This is a genomic window from Stenotrophomonas sp. Sm6012 (genome assembly GCF_030985895.1).
Taxonomy (GTDB): Bacteria; Pseudomonadota; Gammaproteobacteria; order Xanthomonadales; family Xanthomonadaceae; genus Stenotrophomonas; species Stenotrophomonas forensis.
Genome location: NZ_JAPTFX010000004.1, coordinates 42,546 through 65,994 on the forward strand (window position 1 = coordinate 42,546; position 23,449 = coordinate 65,994).

24 protein-coding genes are annotated in these 23,449 nt (G+C 67.6%); 13 read left to right on the forward strand and 11 right to left on the reverse strand.

Annotation, left to right across the window (positions count from 1 at the left end; translation table 11 throughout):
• Position 1: 1 nt before the first annotated feature.
• Genes O0J73_RS01620 through O0J73_RS01630 form a run of 3 tightly spaced genes read right to left on the reverse strand, consistent with a single transcriptional unit; the run spans position 2 to position 2,005 of the window.
• Positions 2-694, reverse strand: a complete 693-nt coding sequence (locus tag O0J73_RS01620; protein WP_006445272.1) for a hypothetical protein — start codon at positions 692-694, stop codon at positions 2-4.
• Between the two features lie 10 nt (positions 695-704).
• Positions 705-1,385, reverse strand: coding sequence for a ChrR family anti-sigma-E factor (locus tag O0J73_RS01625; protein WP_006445271.1), 681 nt, complete (start codon positions 1,383-1,385; stop codon positions 705-707).
• On the reverse strand, positions 1,382-2,005 hold the full coding sequence (locus O0J73_RS01630) for a sigma-70 family RNA polymerase sigma factor (protein ID WP_197562818.1): 624 nt from the start codon (positions 2,003-2,005) through the stop codon (positions 1,382-1,384). Before O0J73_RS01630 ends, O0J73_RS01625 begins: the two co-directional genes overlap by 4 nt.
• A gap of 133 nt (positions 2,006-2,138) precedes the next feature.
• Here O0J73_RS01630 and O0J73_RS01635 point away from each other — a divergent pair, with 133 nt between their 5' ends.
• The 10 genes from O0J73_RS01635 (at position 2,139) to O0J73_RS01680 (ending at position 10,746) form a co-directional block, all read left to right on the forward strand.
• Positions 2,139-2,906 (forward strand): hypothetical protein, encoded by a 768-nt coding sequence (locus tag O0J73_RS01635; RefSeq protein WP_197562816.1) that lies wholly within the window; start codon positions 2,139-2,141, stop codon positions 2,904-2,906.
• An 83-nt stretch (positions 2,907-2,989) separates the two neighbouring features.
• The gene (locus tag O0J73_RS01640) at positions 2,990-3,940 is read left to right on the forward strand and encodes an acyl-CoA desaturase (protein WP_308307860.1); all 951 of its coding nucleotides are present in this window, start codon (positions 2,990-2,992) and stop codon (positions 3,938-3,940) included.
• 1 nt (position 3,941) lies between these two features.
• Positions 3,942-5,219 (forward strand): FAD-dependent oxidoreductase, encoded by a 1,278-nt coding sequence (locus O0J73_RS01645; RefSeq protein ID WP_006445266.1) that lies wholly within the window; start codon positions 3,942-3,944, stop codon positions 5,217-5,219.
• Positions 5,216-5,983, forward strand: coding sequence for a DUF1365 domain-containing protein (locus O0J73_RS01650; RefSeq protein WP_197562814.1), 768 nt, complete (start codon positions 5,216-5,218; stop codon positions 5,981-5,983). The genes O0J73_RS01645 and O0J73_RS01650 overlap by 4 nt, the downstream gene beginning before the upstream one ends.
• A complete protein-coding gene (locus O0J73_RS01655) occupies positions 5,980-7,239 on the forward strand; it encodes a cyclopropane-fatty-acyl-phospholipid synthase family protein (protein WP_006445257.1) in 1,260 nt (419 codons plus the stop codon). Before O0J73_RS01650 ends, O0J73_RS01655 begins: the two co-directional genes overlap by 4 nt.
• Position 7,240: 1 nt before the next feature.
• Positions 7,241-7,789, forward strand: a complete 549-nt coding sequence (locus tag O0J73_RS01660; RefSeq protein ID WP_197562810.1) for a DUF2878 domain-containing protein — start codon at positions 7,241-7,243, stop codon at positions 7,787-7,789.
• Positions 7,786-8,571 carry a DUF1295 domain-containing protein gene (locus tag O0J73_RS01665; RefSeq protein WP_006445255.1) on the forward strand — a complete coding sequence of 262 codons (786 nt, stop codon included), beginning with the start codon at positions 7,786-7,788 and terminating at the stop codon, positions 8,569-8,571. The genes O0J73_RS01660 and O0J73_RS01665 overlap by 4 nt, the downstream gene beginning before the upstream one ends.
• Positions 8,568-9,641 carry a cyclopropane-fatty-acyl-phospholipid synthase family protein gene (locus O0J73_RS01670; protein ID WP_006445254.1) on the forward strand — a complete coding sequence of 358 codons (1,074 nt, stop codon included), beginning with the start codon at positions 8,568-8,570 and terminating at the stop codon, positions 9,639-9,641. Before O0J73_RS01665 ends, O0J73_RS01670 begins: the two co-directional genes overlap by 4 nt.
• An 8-nt stretch (positions 9,642-9,649) precedes the next feature.
• Positions 9,650-10,183 (forward strand): lipocalin family protein, encoded by a 534-nt coding sequence (locus O0J73_RS01675; protein ID WP_006445253.1) that lies wholly within the window; start codon positions 9,650-9,652, stop codon positions 10,181-10,183.
• A 125-nt stretch (positions 10,184-10,308) separates the two neighbouring features.
• Positions 10,309-10,746 (forward strand): response regulator, encoded by a 438-nt coding sequence (locus O0J73_RS01680; RefSeq protein ID WP_197562808.1) that lies wholly within the window; start codon positions 10,309-10,311, stop codon positions 10,744-10,746.
• Positions 10,747-10,781: 35 nt separating this feature from the next.
• Here the strand turns inward: O0J73_RS01680 and O0J73_RS01685 are convergent, their stop codons facing one another.
• A complete protein-coding gene (locus tag O0J73_RS01685) occupies positions 10,782-12,254 on the reverse strand; it encodes a serine hydrolase domain-containing protein (protein ID WP_197562806.1) in 1,473 nt (490 codons plus the stop codon).
• A 42-nt stretch (positions 12,255-12,296) separates the two neighbouring features.
• Between O0J73_RS01685 and O0J73_RS01690 the strand changes: the two genes are divergently transcribed.
• The 3 genes from O0J73_RS01690 to O0J73_RS01700 all read left to right on the forward strand — a co-directional run bounded on the left by O0J73_RS01690 (position 12,297) and on the right by O0J73_RS01700 (position 16,000).
• Positions 12,297-12,893: a helix-turn-helix domain-containing protein gene (locus O0J73_RS01690; RefSeq protein WP_197562804.1), complete on the forward strand. Its 597-nt coding sequence runs from the start codon at positions 12,297-12,299 to the stop codon at positions 12,891-12,893.
• A gap of 162 nt (positions 12,894-13,055) precedes the next feature.
• On the forward strand, positions 13,056-13,682 hold the full coding sequence (locus tag O0J73_RS01695; protein WP_197562922.1) for a response regulator transcription factor: 627 nt from the start codon (positions 13,056-13,058) through the stop codon (positions 13,680-13,682).
• Entirely contained in the window at positions 13,679-16,000 is a 2,322-nt protein-coding gene (locus O0J73_RS01700) for an ATP-binding protein (protein WP_308307861.1), read from the forward strand. The genes O0J73_RS01695 and O0J73_RS01700 overlap by 4 nt, the downstream gene beginning before the upstream one ends.
• Here O0J73_RS01700 and O0J73_RS01705 read toward each other — a convergent pair whose 3' ends face one another.
• The 7 genes from O0J73_RS01705 to O0J73_RS01735 form a co-directional block, all read right to left on the reverse strand.
• A complete protein-coding gene (locus O0J73_RS01705) occupies positions 16,001-16,756 on the reverse strand; it encodes a SapC family protein (RefSeq protein ID WP_049458102.1) in 756 nt (251 codons plus the stop codon). It abuts the gene before it with no gap.
• A gap of 110 nt (positions 16,757-16,866) precedes the next feature.
• Positions 16,867-17,139, reverse strand: a complete 273-nt coding sequence (locus O0J73_RS01710; protein WP_005409616.1) for a hypothetical protein — start codon at positions 17,137-17,139, stop codon at positions 16,867-16,869.
• Positions 17,140-17,341: 202 nt separating this feature from the next.
• Complete coding sequence (fusA, locus tag O0J73_RS01715) at positions 17,342-19,378, reverse strand: elongation factor G (RefSeq protein WP_197562800.1); 2,037 nt, start codon at positions 19,376-19,378, stop codon at positions 17,342-17,344.
• A gap of 399 nt (positions 19,379-19,777) precedes the next feature.
• Complete coding sequence (locus O0J73_RS01720; RefSeq protein WP_197562798.1) at positions 19,778-20,527, reverse strand: hypothetical protein; 750 nt, start codon at positions 20,525-20,527, stop codon at positions 19,778-19,780.
• A 64-nt stretch (positions 20,528-20,591) separates the two neighbouring features.
• Positions 20,592-21,353 carry a heme ABC transporter ATP-binding protein gene (locus O0J73_RS01725; RefSeq protein ID WP_006445180.1) on the reverse strand — a complete coding sequence of 254 codons (762 nt, stop codon included), beginning with the start codon at positions 21,351-21,353 and terminating at the stop codon, positions 20,592-20,594.
• Positions 21,350-22,393, reverse strand: coding sequence for an iron ABC transporter permease (locus tag O0J73_RS01730; protein WP_049458106.1), 1,044 nt, complete (start codon positions 22,391-22,393; stop codon positions 21,350-21,352). Before O0J73_RS01730 ends, O0J73_RS01725 begins: the two co-directional genes overlap by 4 nt.
• On the reverse strand, positions 22,390-23,436 hold the full coding sequence (locus tag O0J73_RS01735) for an ABC transporter substrate-binding protein (RefSeq protein ID WP_308307862.1): 1,047 nt from the start codon (positions 23,434-23,436) through the stop codon (positions 22,390-22,392). The genes O0J73_RS01730 and O0J73_RS01735 overlap by 4 nt, the downstream gene beginning before the upstream one ends.
• Positions 23,437-23,449 lie beyond the last annotated feature (13 nt).

Consider the following 23,449-nt stretch of genomic DNA (forward strand, 5'->3'; position numbering starts at 1 on the left):
GTCAAGGCGCCGGATCGCGCACTCCCGCTGCGATCCGGTTGATGTCCGCGCACTCCACCGTGGCCGGCGGATGCTCCCGGCCGGCCAGCGCGATCATTGCCTGGCCCAACGCCAGATTGCTGGTCACCAGCGAGGGCGCGATCGCGCCTGCCAGTTTCATCAGCGGCGCGCCACCCCAGTACAACGGCTTCAGCAGGCCATGGCGGGTGCCGGTGCCTTCCACCGGGCGCACGCCACCCGGGCGCAACATCACCGTGCGAACCGGCAATGCCTGCAGCGCCTGCTCGGTTTCACCCTTGATGCGCAGCGGCATCAGCCGGCTGCCCGCATCTGCGCCCGCACCGGACACATACAGGAAGCACCCTTGCGGATTGGCCGCTGCCCACGCCCGGGCAACGGCCAGCGTGGTGTCCAGCGTAACGCGACGGTATTCGGCCTCGGCGGTGCCTACCGGTGGCGCACCGGCACAGTAGAAGCAGGCATCGAACCCTGCCAGTTCATCCTGCCGCGCTTCGATGTGCAGGAACTCCGGCACGATCAGTTCGCTGCCGGCACCGCGCAGGCTGCCCGGATGCCGGACCAGCGCGGTCAGCTCAGCCACCTGGCGCGAGCGCTGGCAGGCCAGGGCCACGCCCTGCCCCACCAACCCGGTAGCGCCGGTCAACAGAACCCGCAATGCACCGGCAGCCGCCATTGTGGTCACCCTAAAGCTTGACGAAACGCTGGATCTTCCGCGCCAGCCAGCCACTGAACACCAGCGGCGCATCCAGCGCGGACACGCAGATGCACGGCACACCCGGTGCGGTGACGGGCTGGTGCTCCACCTCCTCATCCAGGTCCGCCACATCGCCCGGCGCGAACAGGCCCAGCGCGTCGTTGTACGAACCGCGCAGGATCTGGGTCAGTTCACTGCGTCCGTGGCTGTGCATCGGCAGGCACTTTCCCGGCGCGATCTTCAGCATGATCAGCGATGGCATCTGTTCGGCGCGGATGCAGTGCACGCCCGGTGCCATCCAGCGCCAGCGCAGGGCTGCCAGCGACGCACCGAAGTACGGGTGCAGCGACGCCGGCAGGTGATCAGGATCGGCCTCCGGGCGCTCCCGCCGCGGCACGCTCGCCGCCAGGGGCAGGCTGATGGGCGACTCGCTGGCAAGCTGCGCCAGCATCGCCTCGCGCAGCGTGCTCCGGCGTGCGTCACCTTCGGCTGAGGCAGGTTGCGTCTGCTCCAGCAGCACCGACCCGATCGCCTCGGCGTCGCGCAGGCGCTGGCGGCACTGCGGACATTGCTCCAGGTGGGCGCCGGCCACGATGCTCAACGGGGCAGGCAGTGCACCGGCCGCATAGCTCATCAACGTGGATTCGTGCAGATGGTGGTGCGGGTTCACGGCGCACCTCCCACTTTCGACTGCAGTTGCAGGAACGCGCGCCGCAAATGTGACTTGACCGTGCCCAGCGGCATGCCCAGCGCCTCGGCAATCTCGCTGTGGCTCTTGGCTTCGAAATAGGACATCCGCACCAATCGCGCCTGCACGGCAGGCAGCTCGTTGATGCGCTGGCGCAGCCACGCCTGGTCGGCGAACTGTTCGGCGCTGCTGCGTTCGACCAAATCCAGGGTTGCCGCGTCCTCCACCGCCGCCTGCACCTGCAGCCAGCTACGCTCGCGCCGCACCCGATCAATATGCAGGTTGCGGGCAATCCGGTACAGCCAGGTACTCAGCGCCCCTTGGGCGGCATCGTAGTCGGCCGCGCGCAGCCACAACCGCAGCAGGCATTCCTGCGCCAGTTCTTCGGCCACCGCATCCGGTGCCCCCAGGCCGCGCAGATAGACGCACAGCCGTGGCATGAAATGGTCGTAGATCCGCATGAAACAGTCGCGGTCGCGCAGGCGGGCGACCCTGTCCATGTCACCGGCCCAGTTCGTCGGCTCGCTGCTCGGCTGCTGGGAACTGGACACGATGCGTGCGGTATCGAAGGTGAGGAGAGTGCTGGCGGCGTCAGGGTACATCTGCGTTCGCGGCGGGCAGGTGAAGGTCTGTCCTCTGTACGCGCACCGGTGGCGATTGGATGCAGGCGACCTGCTGCATCCGAGCGGCCACCGGCGCCGTATGTCTTCTGACCTCCCTCTCCGGATGAACCCCATGCGTGCCGCCTGGCTGCTGCTCTGCCTGCCCCATGCCGCGCTGGCGGCCCCCTGGCTGCGCACCGAGGGCATTGCCACCTCCGCACAGGGGCAGGCGCTCTATCGCGAAGTGCACTGGCAGCGCGACGCGAGCGACGGTGCCGAACGCTGGGTGCTGTACCAGTGCCCGGATGGGCGCCCCTTCGCCCGCAAGCACCTGCCCGCGACATCCCGCCCGCAGGCGCGCGGCTATTCGCTGGATGATCTGCGCAGCGGCCAGAAGGCGCAGATCGAGGTGGCCGGCGGCAGTGTCCTGATCGACTGGAAGGAGGATGCCGATGCGCCATCGCGCCAGCGCCGCCTGGAACTGCCCGCTGATGCCGTGATCGATGCCGGCTTTGATACCGCCGTGCGCCAGCATTGGCCCGCGCTGATGCGCGGCGAGCGCATCTCGCTGCCTTTCCTGGTTCCAGGGCGGCAGCGCTATTTCCCTGTGCAGGTTCGCCGGACTGGCCCCCTGCGCTGGCAGGGGATGGCCGCGCAGCAGATCGAGGCCAGCCTCGACACCTGGTATGGCGGCATCGCACCGCGCCTGCAGCTGGTCTATGCCGATACCGACCGACGACTACTGGAGTTCCAGGGCACCAGCAACTTGCGCGATGCACGGGGCCGCTATCCGCAGGTGGTGGTTCGATTCGCCGCTGCTGCGCGCGCAAGCAGCGCCAGCGAATGGCAGCAGGCCTGGGCGCAACCGCTCGTCGCCAGTTGCGGCGTGACGTCCAGGTGAAGCCAAACTAACAGCGGAAGCACGCATCCAGTAGGCATCGTGCTGCGTAGAGAGAGAACACACGCCCCCTTTCGAGACCCCTCATGGCCTCTGCAGCGCCCCTCCCCCGTCGCCGTTGGCGCCTGCTGCGCACAGTGCAGCGCTGGGTCGACACCGGCAGTGCTGCAGACGGCGCCGTCGACCGCCCCGGGCGTATCGACTGGCTGCGCGCGGTACCGTTCGCACTGATGCATGTGGCGTGCCTGGCGGTGATCTGGGTGGGCGTGTCATGGACCGCAGTGATCGTTGCGGCGGCGCTCTATGCCGTGCGCATGTTCGCGATCACCGCGTTCTACCACCGCTACTTTTCGCACCGCACCTTCCAGGCGTCGCGACCCGTGCAGTTCGTATTCGCTGTTATCGGGGCCGCCAGCGTGCAGCGCGGACCGCTGTGGTGGGCCGCGCACCACCGCCATCACCATCGGCATGCCGATCAGCCGCTGGACCCGCACTCGCCGCGTGAAGGCGGCTTCTGGCGCAGCCACATGGGCTGGTTCCTGACCCGCGAGGCGTTCGCCACGGATCTGTCGCGCGTTCCCGACCTGGCGCGCTTCCCGGAACTGCGATGGCTGGATCGCTTCGATACTGCTGTTCCCGTACTGCTGGCCGCAGCGCTGTATGCGCTCGGCGCCGCCCTGGAGCGCTGGACGCCGGGCCTGCACACCTCGGGACCGCAGCTGCTGGTGTGGGGCTTCTTCATTTCCACCATCGTGCTGTTTCATGCCACCGTGACCATCAACTCGCTGGCGCATCGATTCGGCCGGCGCCGTTTCGAGACCCGCGATGACAGCCGCAACAACCTCTGGCTGGCCCTGCTTACCTTTGGCGAAGGCTGGCACAACAACCACCACTTCTTCCCGGGAACCGTCCGCCAGGGCTTCCGCTGGTGGGAGGTGGACCTGACCTGGTACGGCCTGCGCGTGATGGCGGCCCTTGGCCTGGTGAAGGGCCTCAAGCCGATTCCCGAGTGGGTGCTGGCCAAGGCGAGGTACTGACATGCGCATCGCGATCATCGGCTCCGGCATTGCGGGCCTTGCCAGCGCCTGGTGGCTGGACGGCGAACACGAGGTCACGCTGTTCGAGGCCAACGATTATCTGGGCGGCCATACCCATACCCACGACGTGCAGGTGGATGGTCTGCAGATGGCGGTGGACACCGGCTTCATCGTCTTCAATCCGTTGCACTATCCGCTGCTGACGGCATTGTTCGACGAACTGGGCGTGGCCTCCCAACCTACGACGATGAGCTTCTCCCTGCACAGCGAGCGCAGCGGCGTGGAGTACAACGCCACCTCGCTGGACGGCCTTTTCTGCCAACGCCGCAATCTGCTGTCACCCCGGTTCTGGGGCATGCTGGCCGACCTGCGCCGGTTCTACCGGGACGCGCCACTGCTGCTGGCCGAGGATGAAGGCCCTACCCTGGGCCAGTACCTGCATGCCCAGCACTATGGCGAGGCATTCATCGAAGAGCATCTGCTGCCGATGGCATCGGCGCTGTGGTCCTCCCCCACCCGCTCGGTGATGGAGTTCCCGGCCCGTTACCTGGCCCAGTTCATGGCCAACCACCAGATGCTGCAGATGACCGGGCGCTCGCCCTGGCGCGTAGTGAGCGGCGGATCGGCACGCTATGTCGACGCCTTGCGCGCCCGTTGGCGCGTGCGTGAGCGGTTGCAATGCCCGGTGCATTCGGTCGAGCGCATGCCGTGGGGTGCGCGCGTGCACAGTGCTGCCGGCGTGGAGGGCTTCGATGAGGTGATCCTGGCCTGTCACAGCGACCAGGCGCTTGCGCTGCTGGGTGACGCAGACCGCGTCGAACGCGAAGTGCTCGCGGCCATCCGCTACCAGCCCAACGAAGCGGTGCTGCACACCGACGCAACGCTGCTGCCGCGCGACCGGAAGGCCTGGGCCGCATGGAACGCGCACGTGCCGCGTGACCCGTCTGCGCCCTGCACGGTCAGCTACTGCATGAACCTGCTGCAGGGCCTGCCCGGTGACACGCCCCTGGTGGTGACGCTCAACCGCAGTGAGGCGATCGATCCGGCCAAGGTCCTGCGCACGCTGCGCTACGCCCACCCGGTGCACGACCACGCTGCCATCCGGGCCCAGCAGCGCTGGCCCGAGCTGCAGGGTCGTCGCCACACCTGGTTTGCAGGCGCGTACTGGGGCTGGGGCTTTCATGAGGATGGAATCCGCAGTGCGCGGCGCGTGGTCGATGCGCTGCGTGCCTGCGAGCCGCACCGGCTGCTGCCGGCAGCCGGCGAGATCGCGGCATGAGCGCCAGCGCACTCTATTTCGGGCAGGTGATGCATCGGCGGCATCACCCGCACCCGCATGCGTTCCGTTACCCGATCGCGCAGCTGCTGCTCGACCTGGACGAGCTCGATACGGTGTTCGCTGGCCGCTGGCTGTGGTCGATCAATCGGCGCAACCTGGCCGAATTCCGCCGCAGCGACTACTTTGGTGATTCCACGCGGCCACTGGCCGATGCAGTACGCGACCACGCCGCGGCCACGCTCGGCTTCCGGCCTGCCGGCCCGGTGCGCCTTCTTACCCACCTGCGCTTTGCCGGGCATGTATTCAATCCGGTCAGCTTCTACTACTGCTACCAGCCCGATGGCAGCACCCTGGACTGCATCGTGGCCGAGATCACCAACACCCCGTGGAAGGAACGGCATGCCTATGTGCTGCCGATCTCCACGGCCACCCATGAAGGCACCTCGCTGCGCTGGCAGTTCGACAAAGGCTTCCACGTCTCACCCTTCATGCCGATGGACTGCCGCTATGACTGGCGCTTCAACGTGCCCGGCGAGGACCTGCGCGTGCACATGCAGGTCTGGCGCGACGGTGTCCGCCAGTTCGATGCCACCCAGGCCATGCAGCGCCGCGCACTGGATGGCCCTGGCCTGGCCCGGGTGCTTGCCTGCTATCCGCTGATGACGCTGCAGGTGGTGGCCGCCATCCACTGGCAGGCCTTGCGCCTGTGGCTGAAGCGCAACCCCGTCCACGACCACCCCAACCTTGCCGGGAAACCGCGATGAACTCGATGACTCCTTCGGTCGCGCTGCCGCGCCCGGGCGCACTGGATGCCTTCCTGCGCCGCCGCCTGCTGGCCCAGCTCGCCCCGCTGCGCGCGGGCCGGCTGTGCGTGCGTGACGCGCTCGGCGAGGTGTGGCTTGGCGATGCCCGAGGCGAACTGCATGCCACCGTCACCATCGACGACCCGGCGTTCTACAGGAAGGTTGCCGCGCAAGGCAGCGTCGGCGCAGGTGAGAGCTACATCAACGGTGAATGGCGCTGCGACGATCTGGTCACGCTGATACGGCTGCTGGTACGCAATCGCGATCTGCTCGACAGCATGGAACACGGCCCAGCCCGCGTCGGCGGCTGGCTGCTGCGTGGCTGGAACCGCCTGCGCCGCAACAGCCGCGAAGGCAGCCGCCGCAACATCGCCGCGCACTACGATCTGGGCAACGACTTCTTCGCCCTGTTCCTGTCGCCGGACCTGATGTATTCCTCGGCGCTGTTCTCCGATGAAAGCGAATCGCTGGAATCGGCCTCGCGGCGCAAGCTGGACCGCATCTGCCAGCAGCTGCGGCTCAGCCCCGGCGATCGCGTGGTGGAGATCGGCACCGGCTGGGGCGGCTTCGCCGTGCATGCCGCTACGCACTATGGCTGCCACGTCACCACCACCACCATTTCCGCCGAACAGCATGCGCTGGCCGCAGAACGCGTGCAGGCCGCCGGCCTGCAGGACCGGGTCACCCTGCTGATGCAGGACTACCGCGACCTGCAGGGCCAGTTCGACAAGCTGGTCTCAATCGAGATGATCGAGGCGATCGGCGCCGAGTACCTGGACACCTATTTGGCCACGTTACAGCGCCTGCTGAAGCCGGACGGCGTGGCCCTGCTGCAGGCGATCACCATCGAGGATCACCGCTACGAACAGGCCCGGCGCAGCGTCGACTACATCAAGCGCTACGTCTTCCCGGGCAGTTTCATTCCATCGATCAACGCGATCATGGCGGCCAAGACCCGATCCAGCGACCTGCAGCTGATCGCCCAGCAGGATTTCGGGCACTCCTATGCGCTGACCCTGCGCGCCTGGCGCCAGCGCTTCCTGGCGCAGTTGCCCGAGGTGCAGGCACAAGGCTTCGACGCGCGCTTCTGCCGGCTGTGGGAGTTCTACCTGGCGTATTGCGAGGGCGGCTTCCTCGAACGCTCGATCGGTGTATCCCACCTGTTGCTGGCGCGCCCCGGCCATCGGCCGATCACGGATGCGGACGGCGGGCACTGAGATGAGCCGCTTCTGGACCAACCTGCTCGGCAACCAACTGGTCTGGCTCAGCGCCGTGGCCGGCGCCGGTCGCGGCTGGCAATGGCCCGCACTGCTGGCTGCGTCGCTGTACATCGGCAGCCAACTGCTCACCTCGCCGCAGCCGAAGCTGGACCTGCGGCTGCTGGCGTGGGCGCTGGCCTGCGCCTGGCTGGTCGACGCCAGCGCAGCGGCCAGCGGCACGGTGCGTTATGCCGCCGCCGCGTTCGGTTGGGCGCCGCCGCCGTGGATCATGGCGCTGTGGGCGGCGTTCGCGATGACGCTGACCACTTCGATGCGCTTCCTGCAGCGGCACGCCGCGCTGCCGATGCTGTTCGGCCTGCTGCTGGCGCCACTGGCCTACCTCTCTGCTGCGCGCGGCTTTGACGCAGTGCGGTTCGCAGCGCCGGCATGGCACGGCCTGGTCGTGCTTGGCGTTGGCTGGAGCATCGCGCTTTCCCTGCTGTGCAGCCGTGCCCGGCGCGGATCGCTCGGCACGCCACAGCCACCCCTCGCTGGAGCGCCGTCATGATCGAGCTGTCATGGGTGCTGTTGTACGCCGTGCTGATAATGAGCTGGGGCTGGGCCTGGCAACGTCGCCACACAAACATCGGGGTGGTTGATGTGCTGTGGGCCAAGGGCGTCGGCGCATCTGCACTGTTGCTTGCGTTGCTCGGCGATGGCGCGCTGATGCCACGGGTGGCACTGGGCGCGCTCGGCGGCGTGTGGGGCAGCCGCCTCGCCCTGCATCTGTGGCACCGGGTCCGTCACGAAGCGGAGGACGGACGCTATCGCTACCTGCGCGAACACTGGCATGGCCACCAGGGAAAGATCTTCGGTTTCTTCATGGCCCAGGCCCTGCTGATCATCCTGTTCGCCCTGCCCTTCGTCGCGGTGGCGGCCAACCCGCGGCCCGGGCTGTCGATCTGGATCGTGGCCGCTGCGGGGGTCTGGCTGCTCAGCGTGGGGGGTGAAGCGCTGGCCGACCGCCAGCTGGCCCGCTTCCGCGCCAACCCGGCCAACAAGGGCCGCACCTGCCGGGATGGCCTGTGGCGCTACTCACGGCACCCGAACTATTTCTTCGAATGGCTGCACTGGTTCACCTATGTGCTGTTGGCGGTCGGCTCGCCGCTGTGGTGGCTGGCCTGGGCCGGTCCGCTGCTGATGTATGTGTTCCTGCGCTACCTCAGCGGCATTCCGTTCACCGAAAAGCAGGCCCTGCGCAGCCGCGGCGACGACTACCGCGACTACCAGCGCACGACCCCGATGTTCTTCCCCTGGTTCCCACGCCCCTCCAAGGAGCACGCTGCATGAACGCGATCCCGTCACAGAACCCCACCGAAGCGGGTGAGAGCGGGCTGATCGCCTGGGCCGAGCGTGGCTGGGTTCCGGATGCGGCGTTGCGCGCCGGCATCCGGCGCCTGTGCGCGCAGCGCCTGCACGAGGAAGCCGAGGGCGGCATCGAGGGCCAGTCGGCCCGCTTCAACCGCCGCATCGCCGAACTGGCCGACAGCCCACTGGCGCTGCATACCGATGCCGCCAACCGCCAGCACTACGAGGTACCCGCCGCCTTCTTCCAGGCTTGCCTGGGCAGGCAGCTGAAGTACAGCGGTTGCTACTACCCGACCGGCAACGAGACCCTGGACCAGGCCGAAGACGCAATGCTGGCCCTGTACGGCGAACGTGCCGGGCTGGCCGATGGCCAGCACATCCTGGAGCTGGGTTGCGGCTGGGGCTCGCTGACCCTGTGGATGGCCGAGCGCTATCCGCTCGCCCGGATCACCGCCGTGTCCAACTCGAACAGCCAGCGCCAGCACATCCTGGCGCAGTGTGCGTCGCGTGGGCTGCACAACGTCGAGGTACTCACCCGCGACGTCAACCAGCTGGAATTGCCACCTGCGCAGTTCGACCGCTGCGTCTCGGTCGAAATGTTCGAACACGTGCGCAACTACCAGCGCCTGCTCGCGCGCATCGCGCAATGGCTGAAGCCGGAAGGTGCACTGTTCGTGCATATCTTCGCGCATCGCACGCTGATGTATCCGTTCGAAACCGACGGCGGTGACAACTGGATGGGCCGGCATTTCTTCACCGGCGGGCTGATGCCTGCCGCCGATACCCTGCTGCACTTCCAGCACGACCTGCAGCTGGAGCAGCGCTGGCTGATCGATGGCACCCATTACCAGCGCACCGCCGATCATTGGCTGGCCAACCAGGATGCGGCCCGCGACCGCGTGATGCCGGTGCTGGTTGCTACCTACGGCGAAGCGGCCGCACGGATCTGGTGGCAGCGCTGGCGCATGTTCTGGATGGCCTGCGCCGAACTGTTCGGCTACGACGACGGCCAGCAATGGCTGGTGGCCCATTACCTGTTCCGTCCCCGCTGAGGTGTGACATGCGCATGTTCTCGTTGCTCCCCCTGCTGGCGGTCGGCCTGTTCGGCACCGGCTGCAGCTCCAATGACACACGGCCTCTGCCACGCCCGCCATCGGTGGACGTGCCGCGTTTCATGGGCGACTGGTATGTGATCGCCCACATTCCCTCGCGTCCTGAGCGCGAGGCGTTCGACGCAGTCGAAAGCTACGCGCTGAGGCCCGATGGGCGCATCCAGACCACCTTCACCTATCGCAAGGGCAGCTTCGAGGCGCCACAGAAGTCGATGCATCCCATCGGCCGGGTCGAAAAGGGAGGCAACGGCGCGGTGTGGGGCATGCAGTTCATCTGGCCGATCCAGGCCGAGTACATCATCGCCTGGCTGGCCGATGACTATGGCCAGACCATCGTGGCGCGCAGCAAGCGCGACTATGTGTGGTACATGGCACGCACGCCACAGGTATCGGACCGCGATTACCAGCAGGCGGTGCAGCGCATCGCCGCGATGGGGTACGACACCCGGAAGCTGCGACGGGTGCCGCAGTCGGTGCGATGACTTCCTGCTACGGCGCTGCGCGGCCGCTACGCCAGCACTTCGCACCGGGCTGACACCGCGCATCCACGGTGTTGATGCAGCAGGCCGCACACTGCGGTTCCCCACGTGAAACAGGCACCACCGGCATGCATCCCGAATCCCGCCCGCACACCTGCAACCTGCTGCTGGTGGAGGACCAGTTCGACCTGGCCAACCTGATGGAACAGGCACTGCAGCAAGAGGGCGACCAGGTCACGCATGCCTACAGCGTGTTCGATGCGCTGGAGCTGCTCGACACCCGGCAGTTCGACGGCGCCGTGCTGGATGTCGAACTGCGCGACGGCGTGGTGTTCCCGGTTGCCGATCGGCTGGCCGAGCTCGGCGTGCCCTATCTGTTCGTGTCGGCGGTCTATGACCAGCTGGTGCCGGCAAGGCATCGCGGCGCCCCGTTCGTTGCCAAGCCGTTCCATCTCGAAAAGCTGCAGCGGGCCGTGCAGCACGCCATCAGCGGCAGCCGCGCCACTGGATCGGCGGGGCCGGACAGCAGTCCTCGCAATCAGACGCCCCCGCGCAAGACCTGCTGATCGACCGGTCGCCCCGCCCGGCCCACTCCCCGCACTCAATCCAGCGCGAACCCTGCGACCCTGCCCTCTTCGTCGGGGCGGATCATGTACGGCATGAAGACACCGGGGCCGAACGTGGCCACGTAGCGGTACATCGTGCCCTTCTCGCTGGCCTGCGTGCCCTTGAAGATCAGGGCGGAGGGCGTGCCGTAGGGCCCGATCGCCTTCGCCAGCCCAGCGCCCAGCCCCGCCTCCAGCTTTCCGCGCAGGCTCGCATTGAAGTCCGCGTAGCCGCTTCCGGCCTGCAATTGTTCAAACGTCGCCCGTGCACGCGCCGTCACCGCAGCCTCTTCGCCAGGCGCAGGCCGGCTCCACGCAGCGACGATGGCGGGATGAAGCGCACTGAAGACCGCATTGGTCAGCGTGATTCCGGCCTCCGGCGTCTTGTCTCCCAGATTGGTGAAGGCAATGATGCGCAGCCCAAGCCCGGGGAAGTACTCGTCGGCGGTGGTGAACCCCTGCGAGCCACCGGTATGGCCGATCCGGGCCTGGCCGTAGGCCGCGTTGACGAACAACCCCAGCCCATAGTCGGCGCTACCGCCCTCAGCGGTGTGAACCGGGGTGGTCATTTCACGGTAGCCGGCCGGGCTGATCACCTTGCCCGCGCTCAGGCCACGATCCCAGCGCGCGAGATCGTCAAGCGTACTGACCAGGAAGCCGGCAGCCCCACTCCAGTCCGGGTGGAAATAGGGTGATCGGCGCAGCACGCCCGCCTCGTGCCGGTACCCCACTGCCATGCCATTCAGTCGCTCCGTATCGGCGAGGGTGAAGGTGTTCCGCATGTCCAGCGGCTCCAGCAGATGCTGGCGCACGTAGTCGACGTAGCGTTCGCCCGATACCACCTCGATCACCCGGCCGAGCAGGATGTACCCGGTATTGGAGTACGACCAGCGGCTGCCCGGCGCGAAATCGAGAGGACGATCGCGGACGCGCGCGACCAGCCGATCAAATGCAATGGGCTGCGTCACCAGCGCATCGACCTCCTGTTCGGGCCCGTCGAAATAATCGTGCAGGCCGCTGGTGTGGGACAGCAGCTGGCGCAGGGTCACCTCGTGCGCATGCGGGGCGTCCGGCAGATGCCTGGCAAGCGGATCATCCAGCATGAGCTTGCCGGCCTCCTGCAGCTGCAGGATCGCAGCGGCGGTGAACTGCTTGGTGATCGAGCCGATCTCGAAGGGCGTGTCGGTACGCACCGCCAGGTCCCGCGCCCTGTCGCGCTGGCCATAGGCCTTGGCGTGGATCAGGCGCCCGTCCTGGAGGACCATCACCGCCGCACCGGGAACATTGAAGCGACGCATGACCTGGCCGACGCCACGGTCGATGCCTTGGATCACGGCCGCATTCAGTGCGCCGTTCGCGCTGCCTGAGGCATCGCCACCTGCCACTTCCGTGGCAACAGCGGGCGCGACGCTGCCCGCCACCGCCAGCAACAGACTCCCCAGGGCAATCCAGATACGTGCCGTGCGCATTCCCGAGCCCATATAATTCAAATTTAGACTATAGTTTGAATTATGAACTCCCCCGCCGCAAGCCGCGCCACCCCGGCGGCGCTCACGCTGACACCCGCCCAGCTTGCCGCGATGGCCTCGCCTACACGCATGGCAATACTGCAGCGCCTGGACGCGGAGGGTCCGGCCAGCATCCGCGAACTCGCCGAGCGCCTGGGCCGCCCCGCCACCGCGCTCTACCACCACCTGGCGCACCTGCAGAAGCACGGCCTGGTACGCATCACCGAACACCGCGACACCGGCCGCCGGCCCGAAGCCGTGTACGCGGCGGCCTCGGCACGGCTGTCCTCCCGCGATGCGGTGCGTACCCCGGCCGGCCGGCGGAGCCTCGTTCGCGTGGCGACGCGCGTGGTCGCCGCCACCCTGCGCGCGTTCGCCACGGCCGCCAGCCACGCAGCCGCCCGCTTTGAAGGACCGCACCGCAACTGCGCGGTCCGCCACCTGTCCTTCCGCGCCGACCACGAACGCCTCGCCCGCATCAATGCATTGATCGAAGCGCTTGAGACCACCGCGCTCGATGCTGGCCCGCAGGGCGATACCGTGCTGCTGACCGTGCTGATGGCGCCCGCCGCACACACGCCGCGCAGCGCATCGACCTGACCGCCCCGTCCATCGCCCTCATCAATGAACATTGCCGACTTCAATATTCATTGACGATCGATACTTAGGAATAATCGCAAAAATCCAACAAATTCGATGTGCAACACGGCAACAGCGCCAGAATGGTCGCCACGCCCGCGGGCGCTGACCACCTCTGTGCGCATGAATGGATATCCTGCACCGCGCCGGCTGCGACTGGCACTCCTGGACGATCACGAAGTCGTCCGACGCGGGACCGCACTGCATCTGTCCCGGGACATCCGCTTCAGGATCGTCGCCAGCCATGGGCACAGCGATGCGTTCATCCAGGATCTGCAAAGAACACCGGTGGATGTGGCCATCATCGACCTGACGCTGGCGCGCGGGGATCGCGAGTGCATGGAGCTGGTGGGACTGCTGCGCGCGGCATTCCCAGCCATCCCCCTGCTCGCCTTTGCCACCCTGTCACCCAGCATCCACATCGGCCCGCTGATCGACGCCGGGGTCAGGGGCGTGGTCAGCAAGGCCGAGCCGCTGCCCCTGCTTTCCGAAGCGATCGTGCGCGTGTCGCTGGGGCTGGACCGCCTGCCCCCCGACTGCAGGAATCCGGCGGACAGCGAAGACCTCAGCCGCAACGAACGTGAAGTGCTTCACCTGTTGCTGGCCGGCCTCACCGTCTCGGAGATCGCCCAGCAGCGCCATCGCAGCATCAAGACGGTCAGCACGCAGAAGAAGGCCGCGCTACGCAAGCTGGGCCTGCGCAACGATGCGGAGATCTATGCCATGCGGCAGCAACTGGAGTCACTGTGAGTCGGCGCCAACGCCCGCGCCCGCTCCCCGCCCTGCTGCTGGTCCTGTTGCTGTTGCCGACGGTGTCGGCCGGGGACCCGCCGTCGCCGCCCTGGGCGGCGGGACGCGAAGTCCGCGTGGCGACAGCGCCCTCGCTGCGCCCCTTGCCACCGGCATTGGCTGATACAGCGCCGCTGCCCACCCTCGCCCACGGCTACGCCACGCTCGTGGCACGCCACTCCCAGTTGCGCTTCACGGAACATCCCTACCCCAGCACTGATGCATCGGTGGCGGCGGTATGCCAGGGACAGGCCGACCTGGTGCTGGTCATCGGTGCAGTACGGCCGCTGCATCAACCCTGCGCAGGCCTTGTAGCCTCGGCTCCCTTCCGCGGCGGCAAGACCGTCCTGGCCGGCCGCAGCGGTGGGCGCCTGCCGCACGATGTCGCGCAACTGGACGGGCGGACACTGGCCGTCGTCAATGGCGGGCCTTATGCCGAATGGCTGCAGGTGCATCACCCCGAGCTCCATCTGCTGCACCTGCCTGACCGGCACGCAACACTGGTGGCTGTCGAGACCGGCGTCGCTGATGTCGCGATTGGCCTTGAATCGACGCTGCAGCCGATGATCCGGCGCCACTTCGGCGGCACGCTGCAGCTGCAGCCTTTCGAGAGCGCATTCTCCACCGACCTGTACCTGATCGTGCGCAGCATTGACCGCCAACTGCTGGCGCGCATCGACCAGGCACTGCACGACATCACGCTGGAAGAGCATGCCGGCCTGCTGCAACTCTGGGCCCGTCAGGCACTACCCGCCTCGATCCAGCGCATGTTCGACCAGATGCGCATGCCGCCGCCGCACTGGCTTCTGGCTCTGACCGCGCTGCTGGCCGGCCTGCCGATCCTGTGGCATGTCGCGGCCCGTCGCACAAAGCGTGAGCGCCGCCGTGACGCCCGCGCGGCGGGCATGGTCAGCCACGAGATGCGCAATTCGGCACAGGCGATGCTGATGTCGATTGATCTGCTGGGCCGATCGCCCCTGGCCAACGGTCAGCGCGAGCTGCTTGCGGCCGCGACGGCCGCCGGGCGCTCACTGCGCAGCCTGCTGAACCGGTCACTGGATTTCTCGCGCCTGGCCGGTGGCAGCTTCAGGCCACGCGCAGGTGCCTGCAATGTGGCCTCGCTTTGCCGGCAGTCGCTGGACGCGATCCGGCCCCAGGCCCGGCTGAAGGGCCTGCAGCTTCGATTCGACTGCACCCCCGATCCTGTACCGGTTGTCGCACTGGATGCCGAAGCGCTTCGTCAGATTGTCGACAACCTGCTCGGCAACGCAGTGAAGTTCACCGATGTCGGCGGCATCGAGCTGCGCGTGCAGCTGGCGCCGCCAATCGAGCCCCGGGCGCTGGTGCTGGATGTGATCGACAGCGGCATTGGCATTGACACCAGGCACATCGGGCACCTGTTCCGCGCCTTCCAGCAGGGCGAAGGCGGCCAGATGCGCGGAGGCAGCGGCCTCGGCCTTTCCATCGCCCGCGAACTGGCCCGCGCCATGCGCGGCGACCTCACCGTGCACAGCGTCGTGGGGCGCGGCAGCCGCTTCACCCTGTGCCTGCCGGTACAGCCCGCCGGCAGCGATGTCGTGGTCCCGGATGAAGCTGCCCTCGACTGCCCGCTTGCCGGCCTCGACCTGCTGCTGGTGGAGGATCATCCATTGAACCGACAGATCATCGCCGAGCAGCTGCGACGGCTCGGCGCGAGCGTGCATGCCGTTGCCGACGCTGCAGACGCCCTGGCCGAGCAGAGCAGGGCCCCGCGCCCGGTCGTGCTGATGGATATCGGCCTGCAGGGCATGGATGGCTACACACTGGCGCGGCAACTGCGCGGCCAGGCCCGTGGGCCACTACGACTGGTGGCGCTGTCCGCCCGCACCGGGCGCAGGCACGTGGCGCGTTCACGCAAGGCCGGATTCGACGCGATGCTGACCAAGCCGCTGCAGGTCACGCCATTGCTGCAGGCGTTGCAGCTGACGCCCATCACTGGCGACGCATCGCCCAACCCGGTTGCGGCGCTGGGCCCCGCGCATCTGGCCGACATCCACGGCGAGCTGACAGGTATCGAGCGGGCGCTCGCGGATCGCGATGCAAGGGCGATGCGCCATCATGCGCACCGCCTGCAGGGAACACTGCAGATCTGCGGCGCCGCCGACCAGGCCGAGATCGCGGCCGACCTGTGGGAACTCGGCCATGACACCGCACCGGACTGGATCGATGCGCGGCGACTGCTGCAGGTACTGTGGCACTGGCATGGCTCCCGCACTGCGGAAACCATGCCTGCCAACTGATCAGGCGGCCAGGCGCTCGACCTGGCGACGGGTCAGGTCATTGAAGCGACCCAGCGACATCAGGTGCTGGTGGATCAGCGCCAGCCAGCCGCTGCGATGCCACTCCACCACGGTCGCTTCCGGCAGTGCAACGAACTTCTCGACGTCGACCACCTGGAAACCATTGAGGTTGAACTCGCGGCCATCCGGGGTACGCACGGTGGCGTTGCGCTCGACCAGCAGGCCGTTGTCGATCAGGGCCTTGGAGAAGGCCTGGGTCTGCTCGTGCTCACGGGTGAACTGGCCACAGAATTCCAGCGCCTGCTGCACCATGTCGGTGGCCTTGCCGTCGACGAACAGCGGCTGGCCTTCGTCACCGCCCTTGACCACGCGCGGGCTCTCTTCATCGATGCCCAGCAGGAAGTCGTTGTCGGCGCCGGTGTCGATGAAGATGAAGGGGTGGCGACGCAGGTAGGCCGGGACATAGGCCTCGTCTTCCCACAGGCCGTCCTTGATGAACAGGTTCTCTTCCGACACGCCGACGGCGGCCATCGGCACCGCGGTCGGGCCGGCGAACAGGATCGGGAAGTGGTGCAGCGCCAGCGAGAACTCGCCCAGCACCAGCGGAATGGCGTTGTTGCCGGCGGCGAACTCGAGCTTGCCCGGCAGGACGCGCAGATCGGCGTGCACATCGGCCTGCAGCGGCACCGGACGGGTGTAGAACAGGGGAGCACCGCTCGGCGCTGCTTCGGTGGTGGTGTCGCTGGTGGTGGTCATCTTGGGAACCGTTCGATCATGCGCGCCTGCCATCCCGGGCGCGCCAGCGGGAACAACCTGAATCCCGCATTATCAACAAGCTCGATGACAAGGGCCACCCCGGCGAGGGCCTATTTCAGCTGCAGGGGGTATCGCTGCCACAGCACGTGGACGAGAAAACCGGCCAGCTCGGTATCACGGGCGCTCACCGCAGCGCGGATCTTGTCCAGCAGCACCATGTCCGAACAGGAGCGCACATCGGCGTGATTGGCCTGCCCTGCCCTGCGCGCACGGTAGCGCGCAGCCCGCTGTGCATCACTCATTGCGTACCCGAACTTGGGCGGACGACCGCGCTTGCGCGGCAGGGTCAGCTCCAGGGTTCCGGGGTCTTTGTCATCACGCATGGGCGGGGTGCGGGCGGCGGCGAGCAACGGGGGGTGCGCAATTTATCGTGAGGCATCACTTTAATCCAGCTTTTTCTGCAGTTTTGTTGCATTGCAGTGCAAATGAATCACGCCTCCCACAGCAGAATCAGGCCACGCGTGGATGCCCTCACCAAGGCCCACACAAAAAAGGGAGCCCGCGAACGGACTCCCTTCACCTTCCTCATGCAGCGCGTACGGGCTCGTAACCGTGCAGATGCGCCTCGCTGCTGGCCCGCCCCTGGCTGAGCGAACGCAGCGAGGTGGTGTAGCCCACCAGCTGCGCCAACGGTGCGAATCCGCTGACCTCGGCGCGACCGTCCTGGTCCTCGATGCGGGCGATGCGGCCGTGACGGCGATTGAGGTCGCCGACCACGTCGCCCACCGACGCCGAGGGCGAATGCACCGTCACCGCCATCACCGGCTCCAGCAGCTGCGTGCCGCCTTCTGCCAGTGCCGCCTTGATCGCCTCGGCGCCGGCGCGATGGAACGCCATTTCCGAGGAATCCTTGGCATGGGTCTGTCCATCGACCAGGCTGACCTCGATGCCGACCACCGGATGCCCCTGCGGGCCTTCCGACAGCGCGGCGCGCACGCCCTTCTCCACCGCCGCGATGAAGCTGCGCGGCACCACGCCACCGACGATGCGATCGTTGAACACGACCTCACCGTCCTCGCGCGGCGCCACGTCCAGCACCACCTGCGCGAACTGACCTTGGCCTCCGGTCTGCTTGACCAGCCGCCCTACCACGCCGGCCACTGCACGCATCGGCGTCTCCTGGTAGGCCACGCGCGGCGCACCCACGCCCACCTCGACCTTCCATTCGCTGCGCAGGCGCTCGACCATCACCTCCAGGTGCAGCTCGCCCATGCCCCAGACCAGGGTTTCTGCCGTATCGCGATCAGTCTCGACGCGGAACGACGGGTCCTCCTGGGCCAGGCTGGCCAGCCCTTGCGCCATCCGGATCAGATCGGCGGCGCGCGCCGGCTCCAACCGCCATGCCAGCACCGGTGCCTGTGCCTGGATGTTCTCCAGGCGCAGCGGCTGCGCGCGACCGCTCAGCGTTTCACCGCTGACCGCATCCTTCCAGCCCAGCACCGCGACGATGTCACCGGCCACGGCCTGTTCGATGTCGTGGGTCTGGTCGGCCTGCACCCGCACCAGGCGGCTCACACGCCGCCCCTGCGGATGCTGCGAACTGGCCACGGCATCGCCGACCTTCAAGGTGCCCGAGTACAGCCGCACGAAGCTCAGCGCACCGTGCTGCTGGTGGGTGATCTTGAACAACAGGCCGGCCAACGGACCATCCGGATCCGGCGGCAGCACCACCTCGCCATCCTCGCTTTCAGCGACCACGGCCGGGCGATCCAGCGGCGATGGCAGGTAATCGACCACCGCGTCCAGCAGCGTTTCGATGCCCTTGTCCTTGAACGCCGCGCCGGCCAGTACCGGCACCCCGGCACCGGCCAACGTTGCGCGCCGGATGGCTGCACGCAGCTGTTCCGCATCGATCACCCGGCCTTCCAGCCATGCATCGGCAAGTGCCTCATCGTGGTCGGCTACGGCCTCGACCAGCGCATCGCGCTGCGCCTGCCACAGCGTGCGCGCCGCGTCGTCCCACGGGGTGATCGTCGCCGCAGCGCCGTCGTGCCACTGCAGCACACGCTCATCGACCAGGTCGACCCAGCCGTTGAAGTCGCTCTCGCTGCCCAGCGGCACGCCCAGCGCCCACGGTCGCGCGCGCAGCTTGTCGTGCAGCTGCTCCAGCACACGCTCGAAGGAAGCACCGACGCGATCCATCTTGTTGACGAACGCGATCAGCGGCACGCGGTGGCGGCGCGCCTGGCGCCACACGGTCTCGGACTGCGGCTGCACGCCATCCACCGCCGAGAACACGGCCACGGCGCCGTCGAGCACGCGCAGCGAACGCTCGACTTCAATGGCGAAGTCGATGTGGCCTGGGGTGTCGATCAGCGTCAACCGATGCGCCGGCAGGTCGCGCGGCGCCCACTGCGCCTGCACGGCGGCGGCGCCGATGGTGATGCCACGTTCGCGTTCGATCGCCGAGAAATCGGTGGTCGCATTGCCGTCGTGCACTTCGCCGACGCGATGGATCTCGCCGCTCTTCCACAGCAGGCGTTCGGTCAGCGTGGTCTTGCCGGCGTCGATGTGGGCAATGATGCCGAGGTTGCGGCGACGGGAAAGGGTCTGGGTGTTCATGAATAGGTTCCTGCAAAGCCAACTTCGGGGGCCGCGCACCCCGGTTGGCGACAGGGCGCGCGGCTAGCGTTCGGTCTCGGCGATCTGGTGCATGGCACGTTCTCCTTGCGGTACATCGGGTTACGAAATGGCACTGCGGAAACGAAAAGAGCGCCCCGGAGGGCGCTCTGTCGAAGGTCCAGCGATGGCCGTTTCAACGGCCTCGTGGGGCTCCAGGCAGACACGCCCGTTCCGCGCTTGCGCGGGTCAGGGTGAAAAACTTCAGGAGCGGCATCCGGTTCATGGGGCGCATTCTAGACCTGCCAATCTGGCGCGCAAGTGAATATTGCACACATCAATGGAACGATGCGCACCACTGCAGACCCACTCCAGAGGTGGCTGCAATCGGCCCCTGGCGCCTTACTTGCACCCATGCAGCGTGCGGGCCTCCGCCACGGTCGCTGCACGGTCATCCCCCATCGAGACCCATCCTTTCAGCGACATCGCCGGATCCACCTGTGCCTGGCGCGGGCCGCCATGGATCACCACCTCGGTCCAGCTGCCGACCGGTAGCAGCTCGGACAGTCTCGCCGCCTGGTCGTCCTCGGTGCTGAACATGTCGTCCGGCGACGCGGGCTTGGCATTGTTCACGGTCTCGGTCTTGCGCGCCCATACTCGCAGCGCTCCATCCGGCATGCGCTGAGTGATGACGTCATGGCGCTCCACACCGTAGGCCCACGTGTTCTCGCCAACACCACGGGTTTCGCTGCCGTCATCCGCGACCGCGACCACCTCGCCCGCCGGTCCGATCACTCCTGCCACCGCACCCAATCCCGACATCAGTGCCTGGTAGACGATCATCTGCCGCTGCTCGGTCGTCAGCGAACCGACATCCGTCTTGCCCGCAGGCAACTTCAGATAGGCCGCTTCCTTGCACAACACCAGTACCTGCTGGCCGTCCCAACTCACCGACATTTCCTCGTTGGCGAAGTACTGCGTCTTCAACGACGTAACGGTGCCATCCTTACCCTCTGAATGCCGCGTCTCGATCAGCGAGGCGTTCTCGGCTGCATCGGCCAGCGAAACCGGAGAGGTGGCAGCCGCATGGGCGGCACATACGGAAGCAAGCAGGGCGGCAAGCAGCACGCCGCGCGGAGCGGTACGGAACATGGGATCAGTCCATTGAAGAAGACGAAACCGCGATGATACGCGGTGAAGGCACACGGACGTCCGCTCAGGTCACCACCACCAGCGGCACACCACGTCGCGGATGCTCCAGCACCACCACATCCTGCTGATAGACCCGCTGCAGGTTGTCCTCGGTCAGCACCTGCAGCGGCGTACCGTCTGCGGCCACCCTGCCCTGCTCCAGCAGCACGATGCGGTCGGCATAGCCGGCCGCCAGATTAAGATCGTGCAGTACTACGATCACGCAGGCACCGGCTTCGGCACAGGCACGCACGCTGCGCAGGGTCCGCTCCTGGTGACGCAGGTCCAGCGCGGCGGTCGGCTCATCCAGCAGCAGCAGCGGCGTGTCCTGCGCCAGCACCCGCGCAAACGTGGTGCGTGCGGACTCGCCACCGGACAGCTGCTGCACTTCGCGCAGACGCAGCGCCTGCAGTTCGGCGGCATCGATCGCCGCTTCCACCTGGGCATCATCGGCAACCGGGTCGGGCGGGTGCGGCAAGCGCCCCATCGCCACTACCTCTTCCACGCTGAAGGCGAAACGCACGCCATGTTCCTGCGGCATCACTGCGCGCTCGCGTGCCAGTGGCCCCGCTTTGTAGCCTATCAAGGGTTTGCCGCGCAGGCTCACCTCGCCCGCATCGGCACGAAGATCACCGGCCGCCACCGCCAGCAACGTGGATTTGCCCGCGCCATTCGGGCCCACCAGCGCGGTCACCGTCCCCGGCTCGAATGCCAGCGAGATGCCATGCAGGATCTCGCGCTGCTGGCGGCGCACCACCACCTCGTGCAGTTTCAGCAGTTCGCTCATGGTGCGGCCTTGCGGCGCTGCTGCAGCACCAGCCAGAGGAAGAACGGCGCGCCCAGCGCAGCCGAGAACAGGCCCAGCGGAATTTCAGCGGGCGGGTCCAGCGTGCGCGCCGCGGTATCGGCCACCACGATCAGCAGTGCGCCCAGCAGGCCGGACAACGGCAGCAGCCAGCGATGGCCGGGGCCAACCAGCAGGCGCGCCACGTGCGGCACCACCAGGCCAACGAAGCTGATCGAACCGGCAAAGGCCACCGCCGCGCCCACCAGCAGCGCACTGAACGCGACCAGGCGGCGACGCGTGCGGGTCACATCCAGGCCGAGGTGCTGCGCCTGGCGCTCGCCCAGCGCCAGCATGTCGAGGGGTGTGGCCAGCCGCTGCAGCGCGAACACGCCGATGGCGAACAACGGCACCACCGCTGCCACATCGGCCCAGTTGGCGCGTGCCAGCGAGCCCATCTGCCAGAACACCAGCGATTGCAGTTCGCTTTCGCTGGCAATGTAGGTAAGGAAGCCGATCAGCGCCGAGCAGAACGCCGCCATTGCGATACCCACCAGCAACAGGGTGGCATTGCCACTGCCCTTGCCCGGGCGTGCCAACGCGTAGGTCAGGCCGATCGCCAGTGCGCCACCAATGAACGCGGCGACCGGCACCAGCCAGCCCGCCGCACCGGCAGCACCGAGCACGATGGCGGCCACTGCACCCAGTGCCGCGCCCTGGCTGACGCCAACGATGCCCGGATCGGCCAGGGGATTGCCGAACAAGCCCTGCAGGCTGGCGCCGGCCATCGCCAGCGATGCGCCGACCATCGCACCGAGCAGCGCACGCGGGATGCGCAGTTGCCAGACCACGGCCAGGTCGCGACTGCTGACCGCCTGCGGATCGAGCAGGCCCAGCTTCACCCCCAGCGCCTGCACCACCTCCAGCGGTGGCAACCGCAACGGACCCACGGCAAACGACGCCAGCACCGCCCCCAGCAGTGCCAGCAACGCCACCATCAACATCACCCGCCCGCGACGGCGGCGCCGATCCGCCGGACTCATGCCTTCGGCAACGCCGCCAGGGCCTTGGCCAGCGCCAGCGCACCGGCACCGGAACCGACGCTGGTGTACTTCAGCTGCACGTCCGGCATCACCCAGACCCGATTGGCCTGCCCGGCCGGGGTCTGCTTCAGCGTCGGATAGGACTTCCACAGGCCTTCGGCCCCGCCGAACAGCTGCAGGTCATGCTCGGTCACCACGATCACCTCCGGTGCTGCCGCGACCACGCCCTCGTTGCTCAGCTGCGAGTAGTTCTTCACCCCCGCTTCGGTACCGATGTTGACGCCACCGGCCAGTGCGATCAGCTGCGCCGAGGCGCTGTCGGCACCGGCCACCGTCGGCGCGCCACCGGCGCCGGTCGCAGAGACGTGGATCACGCGCGGCGCATGGCCCAGGCCCTTGCCAATCGCTGCAGCCTCATCGAGCTGACGCTGCACCTGCGTGGCAAGCGCCTGCCCTGCCTCGGCCAGCCCGAGTGCAGCGGCGACCTTGCGCACCTTGTCAGGTGCCGGCTGCAGATCGTCGATGACCACCGCCGGCTCGCCCACTTCGCGCAGCTTCTTCGCCAGCTCGGTATGGCGGCGCAGGCTGTTGCCCAGGAACAGCGAGCCCTGCAGGCTCAGCACGCCCTCTACGCCGGTGGTGCGATTGAACAGGAACTGGTGCGGCGCGGCCAGGCCCGCCTGGGTGGTGGTGTTGGTCGGCGCGGCGAAGACCTGCTTGCCAAGGCCCAGCGCCTCGATCACCGCAATGACATCGTCGCCACCGGCGATGATGCGGCTGGTGTCGGCCACCTCGATATCGGCGCCGTCATCGGAATGCACCTTGGCCGGCAGCACAGCCTTCTGGTCGTGCACGGCCGGCATCTCGGCACCGGCCACGTGCTGCCAGCCTGCCGGCAACGCACCTTCAGCCGCCGCCGTGGCGCCCGGCGCCTCGGCAGGCTTCTGGCCCTCGGACGGGGCCGGCGCTCCGCCGCAGGCGGACAGCGCCAGCGAAACAGCCAGGGGAAGCGCACACAGGCGCAGACGGGACGCGATGTTCATGGAGGTTCTCCTT

Bases quoted from the DNA above. Each gene is read 5' to 3' on its own strand.
- O0J73_RS01620 (WP_006445272.1), bottom strand. From the start codon at position 694: ATGGCGGCTGCCGGTGCATTGCGGGTTCTGTTGACCGGCGCTACCGGG.
- O0J73_RS01630 (WP_197562818.1), bottom strand. From the start codon at position 2,005: ATGTACCCTGACGCCGCCAGCACTCTCCTCACCTTCGATACCGCACGC.
- O0J73_RS01635 (WP_197562816.1), top strand. From the start codon at position 2,139: ATGCGTGCCGCCTGGCTGCTGCTCTGCCTGCCCCATGCCGCGCTGGCG.
- O0J73_RS01640 (WP_308307860.1), top strand. From the start codon at position 2,990: ATGGCCTCTGCAGCGCCCCTCCCCCGTCGCCGTTGGCGCCTGCTGCGC.
- O0J73_RS01645 (WP_006445266.1), top strand. From the start codon at position 3,942: ATGCGCATCGCGATCATCGGCTCCGGCATTGCGGGCCTTGCCAGCGCC.
- O0J73_RS01650 (WP_197562814.1), top strand. From the start codon at position 5,216: ATGAGCGCCAGCGCACTCTATTTCGGGCAGGTGATGCATCGGCGGCAT.
- O0J73_RS01655 (WP_006445257.1), top strand. From the start codon at position 5,980: ATGAACTCGATGACTCCTTCGGTCGCGCTGCCGCGCCCGGGCGCACTG.
- O0J73_RS01660 (WP_197562810.1), top strand. From the start codon at position 7,241: ATGAGCCGCTTCTGGACCAACCTGCTCGGCAACCAACTGGTCTGGCTC.
- O0J73_RS01665 (WP_006445255.1), top strand. From the start codon at position 7,786: ATGATCGAGCTGTCATGGGTGCTGTTGTACGCCGTGCTGATAATGAGC.
- O0J73_RS01670 (WP_006445254.1), top strand. From the start codon at position 8,568: ATGAACGCGATCCCGTCACAGAACCCCACCGAAGCGGGTGAGAGCGGG.
- O0J73_RS01675 (WP_006445253.1), top strand. From the start codon at position 9,650: ATGCGCATGTTCTCGTTGCTCCCCCTGCTGGCGGTCGGCCTGTTCGGC.
- O0J73_RS01680 (WP_197562808.1), top strand. From the start codon at position 10,309: ATGCATCCCGAATCCCGCCCGCACACCTGCAACCTGCTGCTGGTGGAG.
- O0J73_RS01685 (WP_197562806.1), bottom strand. From the start codon at position 12,254: ATGCGCACGGCACGTATCTGGATTGCCCTGGGGAGTCTGTTGCTGGCG.
- O0J73_RS01690 (WP_197562804.1), top strand. From the start codon at position 12,297: ATGAACTCCCCCGCCGCAAGCCGCGCCACCCCGGCGGCGCTCACGCTG.
- O0J73_RS01695 (WP_197562922.1), top strand. From the start codon at position 13,056: ATGAATGGATATCCTGCACCGCGCCGGCTGCGACTGGCACTCCTGGAC.
- O0J73_RS01705 (WP_049458102.1), bottom strand. From the start codon at position 16,756: ATGACCACCACCAGCGACACCACCACCGAAGCAGCGCCGAGCGGTGCT.
- O0J73_RS01710 (WP_005409616.1), bottom strand. From the start codon at position 17,139: ATGCGTGATGACAAAGACCCCGGAACCCTGGAGCTGACCCTGCCGCGC.
- fusA (WP_197562800.1), bottom strand. From the start codon at position 19,378: ATGAACACCCAGACCCTTTCCCGTCGCCGCAACCTCGGCATCATTGCC.
- O0J73_RS01720 (WP_197562798.1), bottom strand. From the start codon at position 20,527: ATGTTCCGTACCGCTCCGCGCGGCGTGCTGCTTGCCGCCCTGCTTGCT.
- O0J73_RS01725 (WP_006445180.1), bottom strand. From the start codon at position 21,353: ATGAGCGAACTGCTGAAACTGCACGAGGTGGTGGTGCGCCGCCAGCAG.
- O0J73_RS01730 (WP_049458106.1), bottom strand. From the start codon at position 22,393: ATGAGTCCGGCGGATCGGCGCCGCCGTCGCGGGCGGGTGATGTTGATG.
- O0J73_RS01735 (WP_308307862.1), bottom strand. From the start codon at position 23,436: ATGAACATCGCGTCCCGTCTGCGCCTGTGTGCGCTTCCCCTGGCTGTT.